This is a genomic window from Streptomyces sp. NPDC005878, from assembly GCF_040629815.1.
GTDB lineage: Bacteria > Actinomycetota > Actinomycetes > Streptomycetales > Streptomycetaceae > Streptomyces.
Genome location: NZ_JBEXWK010000005.1, coordinates 234941 through 251276 on the forward strand (window position 1 = coordinate 234941; position 16336 = coordinate 251276).

General features: G+C 72.8%; 18 protein-coding genes. 14 read left to right on the top strand and 4 right to left on the bottom strand.

All coding sequences use genetic code 11. The features are described from left to right. The first annotated feature begins 66 nt into the window (after nucleotides 1-66). The 3 genes from ABZ404_RS11630 to ABZ404_RS11640 all read left to right on the top strand — a co-directional run bounded on the left by ABZ404_RS11630 (nucleotide 67) and on the right by ABZ404_RS11640 (nucleotide 1682). Entirely contained in the window at nucleotides 67-912 is an 846-nt protein-coding gene (locus ABZ404_RS11630) for a sulfurtransferase (RefSeq protein ID WP_358834031.1), read from the top strand. A gap of 38 nt (nucleotides 913-950) precedes the next feature. Continuing rightward, on the top strand, nucleotides 951-1238 hold the full coding sequence (locus ABZ404_RS11635) for a DUF1416 domain-containing protein (RefSeq protein ID WP_358834032.1): 288 nt from the start codon (nucleotides 951-953) through the stop codon (nucleotides 1236-1238). Between the two features lie 147 nt (nucleotides 1239-1385). Beyond that, a complete protein-coding gene (locus tag ABZ404_RS11640) occupies nucleotides 1386-1682 on the top strand; it encodes a DUF3099 domain-containing protein (RefSeq protein ID WP_358834033.1) in 297 nt (98 codons plus the stop codon). A gap of 81 nt (nucleotides 1683-1763) precedes the next feature. On the opposite strand, the gene ABZ404_RS11645 is transcribed toward ABZ404_RS11640, so the two are convergent. Then, nucleotides 1764-2129, bottom strand: coding sequence for a DsrE family protein (locus ABZ404_RS11645; protein ID WP_358834034.1), 366 nt, complete (start codon nucleotides 2127-2129; stop codon nucleotides 1764-1766). Nucleotides 2130-2590: 461 nt separating this feature from the next. On the opposite strand from ABZ404_RS11645, the gene ABZ404_RS11650 reads away from it, so the two are divergent. From ABZ404_RS11650 to ABZ404_RS11660, 3 genes are all read left to right on the top strand, one after another. Continuing rightward, on the top strand, nucleotides 2591-3163 hold the full coding sequence (locus ABZ404_RS11650; RefSeq protein ID WP_344080589.1) for an FABP family protein: 573 nt from the start codon (nucleotides 2591-2593) through the stop codon (nucleotides 3161-3163). A gap of 149 nt (nucleotides 3164-3312) precedes the next feature. Beyond that, entirely contained in the window at nucleotides 3313-3771 is a 459-nt protein-coding gene (locus ABZ404_RS11655; RefSeq protein WP_358834035.1) for a transcriptional repressor, read from the top strand. Between the two features lie 10 nt (nucleotides 3772-3781). Next, nucleotides 3782-4762, top strand: coding sequence for a folate-binding protein (locus ABZ404_RS11660; protein ID WP_358834036.1), 981 nt, complete (start codon nucleotides 3782-3784; stop codon nucleotides 4760-4762). Between the two features lie 60 nt (nucleotides 4763-4822). Here the strand turns inward: ABZ404_RS11660 and dtd are convergent, their stop codons facing one another. Next, entirely contained in the window at nucleotides 4823-5248 is a 426-nt protein-coding gene (gene dtd, locus ABZ404_RS11665; protein ID WP_358834037.1) for a D-aminoacyl-tRNA deacylase, read from the bottom strand. Nucleotides 5249-5391: 143 nt separating this feature from the next. Here dtd and ABZ404_RS11670 point away from each other — a divergent pair, with 143 nt between their 5' ends. The 3 genes from ABZ404_RS11670 (at nucleotide 5392) to ABZ404_RS11680 (ending at nucleotide 8435) form a co-directional block, all read left to right on the top strand. Next, the gene (locus ABZ404_RS11670) at nucleotides 5392-6000 is read left to right on the top strand and encodes an ABC transporter substrate-binding protein (RefSeq protein ID WP_358834038.1); all 609 of its coding nucleotides are present in this window, start codon (nucleotides 5392-5394) and stop codon (nucleotides 5998-6000) included. A 49-nt stretch (nucleotides 6001-6049) separates the two neighbouring features. After that, nucleotides 6050-7006, top strand: coding sequence for an asparaginase (locus ABZ404_RS11675; RefSeq protein WP_358834039.1), 957 nt, complete (start codon nucleotides 6050-6052; stop codon nucleotides 7004-7006). A gap of 139 nt (nucleotides 7007-7145) precedes the next feature. Further along, nucleotides 7146-8435, top strand: coding sequence for a GNAT family N-acetyltransferase (locus ABZ404_RS11680; RefSeq protein ID WP_358834040.1), 1290 nt, complete (start codon nucleotides 7146-7148; stop codon nucleotides 8433-8435). A 15-nt stretch (nucleotides 8436-8450) separates the two neighbouring features. Here ABZ404_RS11680 and ABZ404_RS11685 read toward each other — a convergent pair whose 3' ends face one another. Beyond that, nucleotides 8451-8639 (bottom strand): hypothetical protein, encoded by a 189-nt coding sequence (locus ABZ404_RS11685; RefSeq protein ID WP_358834041.1) that lies wholly within the window; start codon nucleotides 8637-8639, stop codon nucleotides 8451-8453. 161 nt (nucleotides 8640-8800) lie between these two features. On the opposite strand from ABZ404_RS11685, the gene ABZ404_RS11690 reads away from it, so the two are divergent. From ABZ404_RS11690 to ABZ404_RS11700, 3 genes are all read left to right on the top strand, one after another. Further along, a complete protein-coding gene (locus ABZ404_RS11690) occupies nucleotides 8801-9697 on the top strand; it encodes a GntR family transcriptional regulator (protein WP_358834042.1) in 897 nt (298 codons plus the stop codon). A 109-nt stretch (nucleotides 9698-9806) separates the two neighbouring features. After that, nucleotides 9807-10499: an HAD hydrolase-like protein gene (locus ABZ404_RS11695; protein WP_358990338.1), complete on the top strand. Its 693-nt coding sequence runs from the start codon at nucleotides 9807-9809 to the stop codon at nucleotides 10497-10499. Between the two features lie 168 nt (nucleotides 10500-10667). Further along, on the top strand, nucleotides 10668-11849 hold the full coding sequence (locus tag ABZ404_RS11700) for a phosphotransferase (RefSeq protein WP_358834044.1): 1182 nt from the start codon (nucleotides 10668-10670) through the stop codon (nucleotides 11847-11849). 360 nt (nucleotides 11850-12209) lie between these two features. Here the strand turns inward: ABZ404_RS11700 and ABZ404_RS11705 are convergent, their stop codons facing one another. Further along, entirely contained in the window at nucleotides 12210-13184 is a 975-nt protein-coding gene (locus ABZ404_RS11705; protein ID WP_358833344.1) for a zinc-binding dehydrogenase, read from the bottom strand. Nucleotides 13185-13329: 145 nt separating this feature from the next. Between ABZ404_RS11705 and ABZ404_RS11710 the strand changes: the two genes are divergently transcribed. Continuing rightward, a complete protein-coding gene (locus ABZ404_RS11710; protein WP_358833345.1) occupies nucleotides 13330-13938 on the top strand; it encodes a TetR family transcriptional regulator in 609 nt (202 codons plus the stop codon). A gap of 169 nt (nucleotides 13939-14107) precedes the next feature. Then, the gene (locus tag ABZ404_RS11715) at nucleotides 14108-16171 is read left to right on the top strand and encodes an AAA family ATPase (RefSeq protein ID WP_358833346.1); all 2064 of its coding nucleotides are present in this window, start codon (nucleotides 14108-14110) and stop codon (nucleotides 16169-16171) included. The last annotated feature ends 165 nt before the right edge of the window (nucleotides 16172-16336 follow it).

Genomic DNA, 16336 nt, shown 5'->3' on the forward strand with positions numbered 1-16336 from the left:
CCGCTCGCGTGGCGTACCCCCGCACCTCCGCACCACCCGCCGCACCTGCCCCGGAGGAGAACCCGCATGAGCCGCAGCGACGTCCTGGTAGACGCCGACTGGGTCGAGGCCCACATCGACGACCCGAAGGTCGCCATCGTCGAGGTCGACGAAGACACCTCGGCGTACGAGAAGAACCACATCAAGAACGCGATCCGGATCGACTGGACCAAGGACCTCCAGGACCCGGTCCGCCGTGACTTCGTCGACCAGGAGGGCTTCGAGAAGCTCCTGTCGGCCAAGGGCATCGCGAACGACACGACCGTCGTCCTCTACGGCGGCAACAACAACTGGTTCGCCTCGTACGCCTACTGGTACTTCAAGCTCTACGGCCACGACAGCGTCAAGCTGCTCGACGGCGGCCGCAAGAAGTGGGAGCTCGACTCCCGCGACCTGGTCGACGGCTCGCAGATCCCCTCCCGCCCGGCCACCTCCTACAAGGCCAAGCCGCAGAACACCGCGATCCGCGCCTTCCGCGACGACGTGGTGGCGGCCATCGGCTCGCAGAACCTGGTCGACGTGCGCTCGCCCGACGAGTTCAGCGGCAAGCTCCTCGCCCCGGCCCACCTCCCGCAGGAGCAGTCGCAGCGCCCGGGCCACGTGCCCAGCGCCCGCAACATCCCGTGGTCGAAGAACGCCAACGACGACGGCACCTTCAAGTCGGACGACGCGCTGAAGGAGCTGTACGCCGCGGAGCAGGTCGATCTGGCCAAGGACACCATCGCGTACTGCCGCATCGGCGAGCGCTCGGCCCTGACGTGGTTCGTGCTGCACGAGCTGCTCGGCGTCGAGAACGTCAAGAACTACGACGGCTCGTGGACCGAGTACGGCTCCCTCGTCGGTGTGCCGATCGAGCTCGGCGCCAACAAGTAACCCCGCACAGCCCCCGACCGTAAACGTAAGGAAGAACCATGTGTGGAGCGAAGGCAGGCGGCCCCGACGCCTCGACGATCAAGCCCGGTGAGACCACCATCCAGGGCCAGGTGACCAAGGACGGCGAGCCCGTGGTCGGCTACGTCCGGCTGCTGGACTCGACCGGCGAGTTCACCGCCGAGGTCCCCACCTCGGCGACGGGCCAGTTCCGCTTCTACGCGGCCGAGGGCACGTGGACGGTGAGGGCCCTGGTGCCCGGCGGGACCGCGGACCGCACGGTCGTGGCGGAGACCGGCGGACTCGCCGAGGTCGCCATCGCCGTCTGACGGCGGGCACGTACCGGCCGGAGGGCCGCACCCCAGGGGGTTGGACGCTTACCTGGACCGGGTGCGGTCCTCCGTGCCGTTTCCGGACCGTTCCCGAGCTCTTACCGAGCTGTTTCGGGCCGACCGATCCGGTCGTACGCTGGATGCATGTTGGCCCGACGCCGGCGCGAGTACTTCTGGATGATGGGCGGATGCCTGGTCCTGTTCGTGTCCGCCTGGGGCTTCGTGCGCCTGTGGTCGGTCCCGGCCGCGGTCGCCATGTGCGTGGTCGCCATGGTGATCCCGCCGGTCGCGGCCGTGGTGGCGAACCGGCGCGGCCCGGACGACCGCTGGTGGGACGACCCTCCCGCGAGCTCTCAACTTCGTTCGAGCAGGGGGGACCCCCATGGGGACCCGGAGTCCGACGAGTGGTGGGACGAGCTGGACGGCAGGAAGAAGTACTGAAGTACTGAGAGGTGCGGGCTACCGGCGGACCTCAGCCCCAATCCCGGAGCCGGACCTCAGCCCCCGGCCCCGGACCCTTCCTTAATAGACCAGCGCCTGCGTCTCCTCCGCCATCGCCTCCTGGACGAAGACCTGAGCCCCGGCGACCCGCGCGCCCTCGATCAGGTCCGCCTCGGCGATGTCCCGCCGGGCCGCGCACTGCGTGCACACCGTGATCGTGCCGCCGCCCGCCAGGATCCCGTCGATCAGGTCCGGCAGCGGCGCCGCGTGCGGCAGCGCGAACTCGGCGGCCCGCCCCGGCAGCGCGAACCACGACGACTCGCCGGTCAGCCAGAGCGAGACCTCGATCCCACTGGCGACGGCGACCGCCGCCACGGTGAACGCCTGCGAACACCGCTCGGGGGCGTCGGCCCCCGCGGTCACCTTCAGTACGAGCTTTTTGGCCATAAGTCGAACTGTAATGCGCACCCGCACAGCCCCTCCCGTCACCGGGGCCGGGGCGGCGCCACCGGGGAGTCGGCATGACCGAGCCCGCAGCAGAGCCGGGGAAGCCCGAACCGGCGTCCCGGGAGACCCCCCCGGGTCCCTCGTCGTCCACTCCCGTCCCGGCACCGCGAAGGCCGTCCCCTTCGAGCAGACCGTCGTCCTGCAGAACCAGCTGCTGGGCTGACGGGGCGCACCTCACAGAGAAGGCCGTGGCCGAACCCATTAGGCTGGGGTTCGGCCCTTTACTGCCCACACGCTCATCCGAGGAGCACCCCGTGCTTGAGGCTTTCTTCGAAACCCTGCTGGTCCTGGTCTGCGTCGGTGTCCTCGCCTTCGCCGGTCTGGCCGTGAAGAAGCTGTACCAGGGCCAGCGCTGAACCGCGCCCCAGCCGCAGACGTAACGAAAGACTGATCGAAGCCTCATGATCGAGATCCCGTCCGACCTGAACCCGGACCTCGTCCCCCTCGCGTTCCTCCTCGGTACGTGGGAGGGCGCGGGCGTCACCGACTTCCCGGGTGCCGAGAAGGCCAATTTCGGCCAGTCCGTCACCTTCAGCCACGACGGCCGGGACTTCCTGGAGTACGTGTCGCACTCCTGGATCCTCGACGCCGAGGGCAACAAGGTGAAGCCGCTGGAGACCGAGTCCGGCTTCTGGCGCATCGACAAGGACCGCAAGGTCGAGGTCGTCATGGTCCGCGACCAGGGCGTCGTGGAGATCTGGTACGGCGAGCTCGCCGACCAGAAGCCGCAGATCGACCTGGTCACCGACGCCGTGGCGCGCACCGCCGCCTCCGGCCCGTACACCGGCGGCAAGCGTCTGTACGGGTACGTGAAGAGCGACCTCATGTGGGTCGGCGAGAAGGCGACCCCCGAGGTGGAGCTGCGGCCGTACATGTCCGCGCACCTCAAGAAGGTCGTCACGCCCGAGGAGGTCGCGGCGATGGCCCGGGGCCTGGGCGACCTGCCGGACGACGGAATCGCGTTCTTCAAGTAGACCGCGTTCTTCACATAGGTCGCGTTCTTCACGCAGGGGGACCGCGTACGGCCGCCGGGCACGGGGCCGTGTACCGCGGCGCTTACGGAGATCCGGGGGAGATCCGTTCCGCGCGGGGCTAATCGCGCGGTGGCTCCTACACTGGGCGTGTGGTGACCACCGACTGGCAGAGCGACCTCCGCAAGCGCGGGTACCGGCTGACCCCCCAGCGCCAGCTCGTGCTGGAGGCCGTCGACGTACTGGAACACGCGACGCCCGACGACATCCTCACCGAGGTGAGGAAGACGGCGGGCGGCGTGAACATCTCCACCGTGTACCGGACCCTGGAGCTCCTGGAGGAGCTGGGTCTGGTCTCGCACGCCCATCTGGGACACGGCGCCCCGACCTACCACCTGGCCGACCGCCACCACCACATCCATCTGGTCTGCCGGGACTGCACCTCGGTGATCGAGGCGGACGTGGACGTGGCGGCGGAGTTCACCGCGAAGCTGTGCTCGACGTTCGGCTTCACCACCGACATGAAGCACTTCGCGATCTTCGGCCAGTGCCAGGACTGCGCCAAGAAGGCCGCCCAGGAAGCCGCCGGGGACGCGGGTACCGCGTCGTAGGCTTGCTGTCATGCAGCGACATTCCACGATGAGCCCTCTGCTGGCCCTGCCCGGCGCCGTCCCCGCCGAGGGACCCGACGAAGGTGTCGCCGCGCACTACGGCGACCTGTTCCGCGAGCAGCGCGCCCTCGCCGGCGGCACCGGCCTCGTCGACCTCTCGCACCGAGGCGTCGTCACCGTCACCGGCGACGACCGGCTGAGCTGGCTGCACCTGCTGCTGACCCAGCACGTCAGCGACCTGCGGCCGGGCCTGGCCACCGAGGCGCTGATCCTCTCCGCGCACGGGCACATCGAGCACGCGCTCTACCTCGTCGACGACGGGACGACGGTGTGGGCGCACGTCGAGCCCGGTACGCAGGACGAGCTCGTCGCGTACCTGGAGTCGATGAAGTTCTTCTACCGCGTCGAAGTCGCCGACCGTACGGCGGAGTTCGCGGTGGTGCACCTGCCCGCCGGGTCGATCGCGCAGCCGCCCGCGGGCACGGTGGTCCGCGAGACCCCGCACGGGCGGGACCTGTTCCTGCCGCGCGAGGAGCTGGCGGCCTTCGCCGCCGAGGAGGGCCCCGCGATCGGGATCCTGGCGTACGAGGCCCTGCGGGTCGAGGCGCACCGGCCGCGGCTCGGCCTGGAGACCGACCACCGCACCATCCCGCACGAGCTGGGGTGGATCGGGACCGCCGTGCACCTCCAGAAGGGCTGCTACCGGGGCCAGGAGACGGTCGCGCGCGTCCACAACCTGGGGAAGCCGCCGCGCCGGCTGGTCTTCCTGCACCTGGACGGCAGCGAGGTGCTGCTGCCGGGGCACGGGACGCCGCTGCGGGTCGCCGCGGACGGCGCGGAGGGCCGCCAGATCGGCTTCATCACGACGTCGGCCCGCCACCACGAGCTGGGGCCGATCGCGCTGGCGCTGGTGAAGCGGAACGTCGCGGTGGACGCGGAGCTGCTGGCCGGGGGTACGGCCGCCGCCCAGGAGGTCGTGGTCGAACCCTGATCCCGGACGCGGGCCGAACCGTCGCCTCCGTTGTGGGCAGGCGGCGGTGGGGTGGAGGGGTCACACCTCCACCAGCACCGTGAACGGGCCGTGGTTGGTCAGGGACACCCGCATGTCCGCGCCGAAACGGCCCGTCTCCACGGTCGCGCCCAGCTCGCGCAGCCGCGCCACCACCTCGTCCACCAGCGGCTCGGCCACCTCGCCGGGGGCCGCCGCGTTCCAGGTGGGGCGGCGGCCCTTGCGGGCGTCGCCGTAGAGGGTGAACTGGGAGATCACCAGAAGCGGGGCGTCCACGTCCGAGCAGGACTTCTCGTCCGCCAGGATCCGCACCGACCACAGCTTCCGGGCCAGTTGCGCCGCCTTCTCGGGAGTGTCCCCGTGGGTCACCCCGACCAGGACGCACAGGCCCTCGCCCGTGATCTCGCCGACCGTCTCGCCCGCCACGACGACGCTCGCGCCGTCGACCCGCTGTACCACCGCTCGCATGGGACCCAACCTATTCCACGCACCAATCCGGCCCCACGGGGGCCGAACGGGTGGTGTGGGTCTGCATATGCACCACGGGGAGTGGCACGATGCTGACAGCCGGTGCGCCCCATCCCGCACCGGTCGAGGGGACGGTAGGACACATGAGCACTCCTGGCGCCGGGCAGCAGTCGCCCGGCCCCGTTTCGCTGACCCGGACGAGCACGTCGGCCGGGCGGGCGGCCGTGTCGCGACCACCCGTCCAGCGTGCCGGTGACCACCTGTCCGCGACCACGGAGCACGATCTGACCGCGCTGCGGCTGCCGGAGCTGCGCGGTCTGCGGCGGCGGTCGCAGAGCGACGAGGCCGACCTCAGCTATGTACGGCGGCTGCTGCACGGCCGCATCGACATCCTGCGGGCCGAGCTCGCCCGGCGCACCGGGCCGCACACGCCCGTCGTGGAGCGGCTCTCCGAGATCCTGGCGGACGCGCCCTCCCCGCACCGGGCCTCCGCCCGCCACGTCACGCTCTCCACGCCCCGCAGCGCCGAGTACCGGCGGCTGGCGGCCGAGATGGACGCGGAGGTCCAGCTCTCCGACCTCGACGCCCGTACGGACGAGGAGCTGCACACCGCCATGGGGCGCCTGATCCGCTACGAGCAGCAGGTGTCGCGGCGCCGCCAGCACCTCCAGCGGACCGCCGACGATTGCAGCGCGGAGATCGCCCGCAGGTACCGTGAAGGGGAAGCACAAGTAGACGACCTGCTCATCTGACCGACGATTCCAAGGTCACGGGGCGGTCCAGCCCCGGAAGGCACCCACCATGAGCACCGACACCGTCATATCCCCGGTCCTCGCCGAAGTCGTACGTTCCGGTTTCGTCGAGGGCCACCATCGGGGCTCCTTGGTGGTGCTGGGGGCCGACGGCGGCGTGGAGTTCGCGCTCGGCGACCCGGCGGCGCCCGTCTTCCCGCGCTCCAGCAACAAGCCCATGCAGGCCGCCGCTGTGCTGCGGGCCGGGCTCGACCTCTCCGGGGAGCGCCTCGCGCTCGCCGCCGCCAGCCACTCGGGCGAGGGCTTCCACCTGGACCTGGTCCGCAAGATGCTCGCCGAGCACGGGCTCACCCCGGACGACCTCCAGACCCCGCCCGACCTGCCGCTGGACCCGGCCGAGGCCGAGACGTACCTCGCGGCGGGCCACGTCCGCGACCGGGTCACCATGAACTGCTCCGGCAAGCACGCGGCCATGCTCGCCGCCTGCCGCCTCAACGGCTGGGACGAGCGGTCCTACCTCGACCCCGCCCACCCGCTCCAGCGCCTCGTCCACGACGGGGTGGAGGCGGCGGCGGGCGAGCCGGTGGCGACGGTCGGCACCGACGGCTGCGGGGCGCCCCTGATGGCGATCAGCCTGACGGGCCTGGCCCGCGCCTTCCGTACGTTCGTGCTGGCCGGGCCCGGGACGCCCGAGCGCCGGGTGGCGGACGCGATGCGCGCGCACCCCGAGTACGTGGCGGGCACCCGCCGCCCCGACACCTGGCTGATGCGCGAGGTGCCGGGCGTGCTGTCCAAGATGGGCGCGGAGGCGGTGCAGGCGGTGGCGCTGCCGGACGGCCGGGCGCTCGCCTTCAAGGTCGACGACGGCGCCGCCCGCGCGCTGGGCCCGGTCCTGGCCCGCGCCCTGCGGCTGCTGGGCGTGGACGGCCCGGTGGTGGAGCGCATCGGCAGCGCGCCGCTGCTGGGCGGGGCCGAGCGGGTGGGGGAGATCCGGGCGGCGTTCTAGTCCTGGGGCGTGTCGCGAAAGTCCCGCCTGCGTCCCGCCCTTCGGGCGGACGGCGCCACCCTCACGACACGCCCCGGCCCCGCCGGGGCCACGGAAATTGGGGCGACAGGCGGGCCGGGGCGTGTTTAGCGTGGCGGGCATGAGCCCGACGCGTCAGCAAGCCGCTCCCGTGCCCGCCTCCGCCCCCTCCCTCGATCTGCGTTCCGTCACCGAAGCCGAGTTCACCGACTGGCTGCGGACGGTGAACACCGGTTTCCTGCGCCCGCCGGTGGTGACCGAGAACGACCGGGCGCGCCGGCTCGCCCACAGCGATCTCTCGCGTACGCGGGGCGTCTTCGACGGCGGCCGCTGTGTGGCGGCGCTGCGCTCGTTCGCCCAGGAGCTGACGGTGGTGGGCGGCGCGGCCGTCCCGGCGAGCGCGGTCACCAACGTCGCCGTCGCCCCGACCCACCGCCGGCGCGGTCTGCTCAGCCGGATGATGGCCGAGGACCTGGCGGCGGCGAGGGAGCGCGGCGACGTGGTGTCGACGCTGATCGCCGCCGAGTACCCGATCTACGGCCGGTACGGCTTCGGCCCCGCCACCTGGACCGCCGAGTGGGAGGTCGACACGGGCCGGGCGGGCCTGGACCCGCGCTGGTCCGGCCCCGGGGACGGCGGCACCATCGAACTGGTCGCCTCCGAGGACGTACGCAAGCTGGGGCCCGAGCTCTTCGAGCGCTTCCGGGCCCGGCAGCCCGGCGCGGTGACCCGCGACGCGCTCTGGTGGGACCTGGCCACGGGCGCGGCCACCCGCGACGACCACCCCTGGACCGAGCCGTTCTGGGCGGTCCACCGCTCGGCGCGGGGCGAGGTGGAGGGCCTGGCCGCCTACCACGCGGACGAGACGTGGACCGACGCCAAGCAGCCACTGAACACCGCGACGGTGCGCCAGTTGTTCGGGCTGACCCCGGCCGCCGAGCGCGCCCTGTGGCACTTCGTCTGCTCGATCGACTGGATAGCCAGGGTCCGTACCGGCTACCGCGCCCCCGACGACCTGCTCCCGCTGCTCCTGCCGGACCCGCGCGCGGCGAGGATCGTGACGCACGCGGACTTCCTGTGGGTGCGGGTGCTGGACGTCGTACGAGCCCTTGAGGCGCGTACGTACGCGGCGGCAGGCACCCTGGTCCTGCAGGTCACGGACGCGTCCGGCCTCTCCTCGGGCCGCTACCGCCTGGACGCGGACCCGTCCGGCGCGTCCTGCGCGCCGACGACCGAGTCCGCGGATCTGACCCTGGACGTACGGGAGCTGGGCGCGCTGTACCTGGGAGACGAGTCGGCGGTGCGACTGGCCGCGCTGGGCCGGGTCGCCGAGGAGACGGCGGGGGCAGCGGAGAAGGCGGACGCCCTCGTGCGGACGGGGCGGCGGGCCTGGTGCCCGGACATGTTCTGAGGGGGGCGGGCGGGGTCATGTGTCGGTCTTCTGCGGGATGAGCGCGGCCAGCACGGCGGCCGCGCCGATGAGGCTGAAGGTGTCCTCGCCGGTCTGCTGGCCGACCGTCAGCAGGACGATGCCCACGCTGCCGACGACACCGAGCCGGTGGTGGACCAGCTTCTCGGCGGCGATGACGGCCAGGGCGAGTATGAGAGCGGTCATGGGCATGGAGTCCCTCCCCCGAGAGGTCCGCCTGGTGAAGGTTCCGCGCGAACTTCACCAAGTTGGCGGACAACTTTCTCAAGTTGTCCCGCTACCTCAAGAGCCATAAACCAACTTCGCAACAACTCCCCTCGGCTGTCGGATAGTTGTAGCGTTCCGGTGTGACGTCGGAACCTGAGGTGACGGACGGCGGCGGCGCCAGGCGCACGCCCGACGATGTGGCCGCCGCGCTGCGGGCCCGGATCCGCGCGGGCGAGCTCACGGTGGGCGCCAAACTGCCCACCCAGGCCTGGCTGGTGGACCACTACGGGGTGGAGCGGACGGTGGTGCGCCAGGCGCTGCGGCAGCTGCACGAGCAGGGGCTCATCACCGAGGGCCGCAAGGGCGCCCCGGCGAGGATCGCCAGCGCCGAGCCGGCCGCCTCCCGGCCCGCGGACGAGGAGCCGAAGCTGACGGCAGCCGTGCTCAGCCCCCGGGTGGCGGAGGCGTTCCGGGCCGAGGAGGTGCGGATCGACGCGGTGTGCCTGACGACGGAGACCCTCAACCTGGCGCTGGGCGAGCCGCTCGCCGCCATCCACGCGGGCGTGTTCCGCCCGGCCTCGGTCCACGTCCGCATCCTGCTGCCGGACCGGGGCATCAACCTCGCCTTCCCCCGGCCCGTGCGCCGCTCGGCGGCCGACGACCGGCTCGTCCACGAACGGTGGCTGAGCCAGCGCAACACCCAGGGCATCGTCCTGCGGGACAACCTGGAAGCGCTGCACATCGTCGAGGGGATCGACGTCCACATCGAGTTCCAGGCGCTGCCGCTCACCTCGCCGATCAAGCTGTACCTGCTGAACGGCTCCGAGGCGCTCTTCGGCTACTACGACATCACCGAGCGCCAGCAGCAGATAGCCGACACCTCGGTGGAGATCTTCGACTCGCTCGGCAACCAGTCGATGCTGTTCCAGTTCCTGCGCAGCGCGGGCGCGCGGGACGCGGCCTTCGTCGACCGCTCGCAACGGTGGTTCGACAACCTCTGGGAGACCATCACCACCAGCCTCGACCTCGGACGCTGACGAAAGGCGCAGGGGGGAAGTGGCGGCCGGAAAGGGCCAGTTGCGTGGACGGGGCAGTATGGGGGACGGGGTGACGCTATTCTGCCTCCTCCTCGACGGACGGAGTGCTGTGGACGACCCGCACGATCTCCTCGACGCCGCCCAATGCGTCATCTTCGACTTCGACGGGCCCGTGTGCGACCTCTTCGCGAAATACACCGCGGCCGATGTGGTGGACGACCTCCGCGCCTGGCTGGAACGCGATCTCGACGTGAGGGTCCCGCCCGGGAAATACGCGGCCGATCCGCTCGGCTATCTCGGGCTGGTCGAGCAGAGCCCGCACGGCAGACGGTGGGTGAGAGAACTGGAGAAACGTCTCACCCAACAAGAGGAACGCGCCGCCGAGTCGGCCGAGCCGACGGAAGGGGCGGCCGACCTGATAAGGGAACTCGGGGCCGTGGAGACCCGGCTCGGCATCGCCACCAACAATTCCGCCGAGGCGGTGGGGGCGTACCTCAGACGGATGGACCTGACCGACAGTTTCGGCGCGCACGTCCACGGCCGCGGGGCCGACATCGCCAAGCTGAAGCCCGACCCGGACTGCCTGCGACGGGCCCTCGGCTCGACGGGGTCCGCGCCGGGGGAGTCCGTGATGATCGGGGACTCGGAGAAGGATCGCGCCGCCGCCGCCCGGCTCAGGGTGCCGTTCATCGCCTTCGTGCCGGCTGGGAAGAGCCGAGAATCCGGCGAACAGGATTCTGAGGGGCGATGGTACGAGCGAGTGCCGGTGGTCGAGTCGCTCCATGAGCTTCTGAGCAGGTGAGCGGGTAGGCGCCGAGGTGTCGCGGGGCGCCGGACGAACCGGCCCGGACGACACCCCGGTGAACACATCCGGATCCTCCACTGCCGGATCCGGCGGCTCGGTACAGTCCGCTGAAGTTCCTCCGTCCTCCCGCGGCCCGACCCGCGCCGCACCCGAAGGCTCGACACGATGGCAACCGAGACGTCCCCGGCCCGGCTGAAGGCGGCCGGGCTCAGCCGGGACGGAGACCGGGGGGTGACCGGGCCCCTCCAGGGGCACCACCACGAGGCGTACGCGATCGTGCTCCCGCCGGGGAACCCGCTCGGCGCGCATTACACGCGCGGGAAACTGCGGGAGCGGCGGGAGAATCTGTTCTGGTTCGACCGGCGTACCTTCGCCTCCGAAGACGCGCTTCTGATGGCGCTCAGAGGCCGGGTTTCCCGTATTCCCCACTGCGCGGAATTCACCGAGGGGCTGTTCCTCCAGGGTTTCATCGAGGGGCGCACGCTCCCCCGTGCGCGATACGGGCTCGGCCGCCTCTCCCGGCGCCATATGGACCAACTCGGGGTCTTCTTCGGGGAATTGGCCGCGGTCGAGCACGGGAAACTCTCCCTGGAATTGCTGCCCGAGAAGCCATACGGCCCCGGGTACGGTCCGCCGCCTCCGGTCCGGGACGGGGACAGCGCGGGTTTCCTCGGCGGGCTGATCGACTTCACGCGGTTCCAGGTCTACGGAAAGCACGTGGCGGAGTTCGGCGCGCTATTCGACAGCCTGGGTGTTTCGGCCATGTCGCTGCAAGGACTGCGGGAGCGGGCCGCGCGGTTGACCGAGCGGCCGTTCTCCCTCGTGCACGGCGATCTGCACCGCAGGAACCTGATCGTCGACGCGGCGGGTGACCTCTGGTTCATCGACTGGGAACTGGCCATGATCGGGGACCCGTTGTACGAGCTGGCGACCCATCTGCACCTGATGGACTATCCCGAGTGCGACGCGCGGCGGGTCAAGAACGTGTGGCGGGAGGCGGTCGGGGCCGCCCGTCCCGGTGCCTGCGAGGGCTGGGAGCGGGACCTGCCGCACCTGCTGGCGTTCAAGCGGGCGCAGTCCGTCTACACGGACGTGATCCGTACGGCCGCGGCGCTGCTCGCGGGCGCGGGCGCGCTGGCCCTGGTGGCGGGTGTCGTCGCGGGCCCGCCGGGGGCCGGCGCCGGGCCGGGCCCGAGCCGTCTGCGGCTGGCCCGGGCGGCGGGCAGGATCCAACGGGTGCTGGCCGCCGCCAAGGAGGCCCTCGGCCTGCCCGAGGTCCCCAGCCGCGCCCGGATCCGGACGGCGTACGGGGACTGGCTGCGGGAGCGGGTGCGGCGGCGGGGCTAGCCCGGTACGTCCCTCGGCGCTCCAATTCCCGCGTCCCGGCGTCCGGGCGTCCCCGTGCCCCGGCCTCCCCGGCGTCCGGGCCTCGGCGTCCCCGTGTCCCGGTGTTCGGGCGTCCCCGCGTCCCGGTGTCCGGGCGTCCCCGCGTCCCCGTGCCCCGGCGTCCCCGTGCCCCGGCGTCCCCGTGCCCCGGCGTCCCCGTGCCTCGGCGTCCGGGCGTCCGGGCGTCCCCGTGCCTCGGCGTCCGGGCGTCCCCCTGCCCCCGTGCCGCCGCGCCCCCGCGTCCCCGCGCCCCTGTATCCCCGCGCCCCCGTCCCTCCCGGGCCCGGCCCTCCCGCGGTGAGGAACACCTGCCCGCCCCCCCTACGCCCTGAGCAGCACCTTCCCCACCACCCCCCGGCCCTCCACCGCCCCGTGCGCCTCACTCGCCCGCTCCAGTGGGTACACCGCCCCGATCACCGGGCGCAGTCGGCCCGCCGCCGCCTCCTCCAGGGCTCGGGTGGCCAGGGTGACGCGGTGGTCGGGGGTGAGCTGGACGTCGGCTATGCCGAGTACGGTGACCGCCCGGGCGGCCGCCTCTGCCCGGTCGACCGGGGCGAAGCCCTGGCCCGTGGGCGCGCCGTGGGCCGAGAAGCGGCCGCCCTCGGCCGTCAACGGGAAGGCCGCCGCGCCGAGTTCGCCGCCCACGCCGTCCAGGACCACGTCCGCGCCCGCCCCGCCCAGCACCTCGGCCGCCCGCTCCGGCCAGTCGGGGGCCGCCGCGTCCACGACCTCGTGGGCGCCCAGGCCCCGTACCAGCGCCAGCTTCCGCTCGCCCCGCGCCACCGCCACCACCCGCGCGCCCCGCGAGCGGGCCAGCTGGACCAGGAGCGTGCCCATGCCGCCGGACGCGCCCGTGATCAGGACCGTCTCGCCCGCCTTCAGGGCCGTCAGGTCCAGCAGGGCCAGCGCGGTCACGGCGTCGTGGACCAGCGCCGCCGCCTCCCGCAGCCCCAGCCCCTCGGGGACGGGGACGAGGTGGGCGACCGGGACGGCCGCCAGCGACGCGTAGCTGCCGGTGTCGACGGCGGCGATCACCCGGCGCCCCGCCCACCGGGCCGGGTCGACCTGCGCCCCGGTCGCCGTCACCGTGCCCGAGAGGCCGCCGCCGGGCACGTACGGCGGCCGGACGTCGAAGTACTCGCCGAACGCGCCCGCCCGTATCTGCGTCTGCACGAAGAGCGTGTCGATGTGGTCGACCGCGACCACCACCTCGTGCGGTCCGGCCACCGGGTCCGGCAGCTCCACCGGAACCAGTACCTCCGGGCCGCCGAACTCCTCCACCTGTGCCACGCGCATGCCGCTCACCCATCCCCGTCGTACGTCCGTCGAAGTCGCTGAATCCGCCAGGAACCGCGAAGCGCTTCCTTGATCCGGAGTCTTCGGCCTCAAGCGCGGTTGAGGTCAAGCACGGGCCGCCCCCGCCTCCCCGTACGCTCACCCCATGGGTTTGCGGGAGCGGAAGAAACAGCAGACGTACCAGGCCGTCTCGGACGTGGCGATCGCCCTCTTCCTGGAGAAGGGCTTCGACAACGTGCCGGTTGCGGAGGTGGCCGCCGCCGCCGGGATCTCCAAGCCGACCCTCTTCCGCTACTTCCCGGCCAAGGAGGACCTGGCCCTGCACCGGTTCTCCGACCACGAGGACGAGGCCGCGCGGGTGGTCGCCCAGGGGCGTGACGAGGGGCTCGCGCCGCTTCCCGCGCTGCGCCGCCACTTCCTGGCGGGGCTCGCCGGCCGCGACCCGGTGACCGGGCTGAACGACGACCCCCGGGTGCGCGCCTACCACGGGCTGCTCTACGGCACCCCCAGCCTGGTGGCGCGGCTGTTCGCCTACCAGAGCCGGGCCGAGGGGGCGCTCGCGGCGGCCCTGGGCACGGACATCGGGGCGCGTCTCGCGGCCGGTCAGATCATCGCCGTGCAGCGGATCCTCGCGGACGAGAACTGGCGCCGCATCCAGTCCGGCGAGAGCGCCGAGGACGTGTACGAGGGCGCGGTGGCGGCGGCGGAGGAAGCGTTCGCGCAGTTGAGGGAGGGGCTGGGGCGGTACGCCTGAGCAGCGGGAGCAGCAGTAGCAGTAGCAGTAGCAGTAGCAGTAGCAGTAGCAGCGGGAGCGGGAGACCGGGAGGCCAGAAGCCGGGAGCCCGGTAGCAGGACCCGGCCCGCTCCCCGGAGAATTCGTTACCGAGTAAATAATGTAACCCGGTTGCGTTATGCTGGACGGCATGACGCCACTCGACCGCGAACTCAGCCGGGAACGGGCCTACCACGAAGCCTGCCGCGCGGCCCTGCGCGCCATGGCCGAAGGCGCGGACGAGCGGGTCGTGACCGGCGAGAACGCCTTCGCCTCCGGCGCCGACGCGGAGGTGCTCGGCTACCAACTGCGCAGCTGGGCCAAGGAGTTGCGGCAGGACCCGGACAGCCCGCTGTTCTTCGGGCGGCTGGACTTCGAGGACGGCGAGGCCCGCGGCGACCACGCCGGGCAGCGCTACTACATCGGCCGCCGCCGCATCAGCGAGCACCCCTCCGCGCCCCCGCTGGTCGTCGACTGGCGGGCGCCCGTCTCGCGGACCTTCTACCAGGCCGGGGCCCGTGACCCGCTCGGCGTCGCCGTGCGCCGCCGCTTCGGCTGGGCCCCGGGCAGCCACGGCGCCCCCGAGGACCTCACCGGCCTGGAGGACGAGCGGCCGGGCGCGGCGGGGCCCGCCGAGGGGGACGGGCCGCCCGGCGCCATCCTCACCGCCGAGATCGAGCGCCCCCGCGTCGGCCCCATGCGCGACATCGCCGCGACCATCCAGCCCGAACAGGACGACCTCGTACGGTCGGAGCTCGGCCGGTCCCTGTGCGTCCAGGGCGCGCCCGGCACCGGCAAGACGGCGGTCGGGCTGCACCGGGCCGCCTATCTGCTCTACACCTACCCGCAGCGCATCCAGCGCGGGGGCCTGCTGGTCCTCGGCCCCAACCGGACGTTCCTGCACTACATCGCCCAGGTGCTGCCCGCCCTCGGCGAGATCGACATCCGGCAGTCCACGGTCGACGACGAGGTCGCGCGCACGCCCGTGCGGGCCGTCGACGACCAGGCCGCGGCGGTCGTCAAGCACGACGTCCGGATGGCGCGCGTGCTGCACCGGGCGCTGTACGCGCGGGTCGCGGGACCGTCCCGCCGGTTCGAGGCGGTCGAGGTGCCCGACGGGTCCTACCGGTGGCGGGTGGGCGCGGGCGAGCTGGCGGGGATCGTCGAGGAGGTGCGGGCCGAGGCGCCCCCGTACGCGGTGGGCCGCGAGCGGGTGCGCAGCCGGGCCGTGCGCGTCATCCAGCTGGCGGCCGAGCGCCGGGCCGGGCCCATGAACAACACCTGGCTCCAGCGGATCTCGCGGGCCCGCCCGGTCTCCGCGTTCGTCGACGCGGCCTGGCCGAAGGTCGCGCCCGAGGAGGTGCTCGCGGCGCTGTTCACCGACCCGGACGCGCTGGCGGAGGCCGCCGAGGGGGTGCTGACGGACGAGGAGCGGAAGCGGCTGGTGTGGAGCCGGGCACCGCGCTCGTACAAGTCGGCCAAGTGGTCGGCGGCCGACCAGATCCTGCTCGACGAGCTCGCGGGCCTGATCGAACGCCCCCGGGGATACGGCCACATCGTCGTCGACGAGGCCCAGGACCTCTCCCCGATGCAGTGCCGGGCCGTCGCCCGCCGCTCCGGCTTCGGCTCGCTCACCGTGCTGGGCGACCTCGCGCAGGGCACCACGCCGTGGGCGGCCCGCGACTGGCCGGAGCACCTGGCGCACCTGGGCAAACCGGACACCCCGGTGGTCCCGCTGGCCACCGGCTTCCGGGTCCCGGCCGCCATCGTGGCCCTGGCGAACGGCCTGCTCGGGGCGCTCGGCGTCGCCGTACCGCCCTCCCGCTCGCTGCGCCGGGACGGGGAACTGGCGGTGCGGCGGGTCGAGGACGTACGGGCCGCGGTGGCCGACTCCGTACGGGCGGCGCTCGCGCACGAGGGGTCGGTGGGCGTGATCGCGCGCGACGCGGACGTACCGGCGCTGCGCGCGGCCCTCGCGGCGGCGGGCGTGGCGACGGCGGAGCCGGACGAGCCGACCGCGGCGGCCCGGGTGACGGTGCTGCCCGCGACGATGGCGAAGGGCCTGGAGTACGACCACGTGGTGGCCGTGGAACCGGCGGCGATCGCCGAGGCGGAGGAGCGGGGCCTGCACCGGCTGTACGTGGTGCTGACCCGGGCGGTGTCCCGGCTGGAGGTCCTGCACAGCAGACCGCTGCCGGACGCGCTGCGGCTTTGACGCGCCCGGTGAAGCGTCCAACACGCGGAATCCCTGGGGGAGTTGGCTGCGCGCGGGGCCCCGACTCACTATGTTGTCGATGGTTCAAGCAAGAGGCCGAGCCCTACGCGGGGTGAGGCCGGCCCCGCGCGGGGGCGCGGGGCGGCGCACGGCACCGCGAGCACT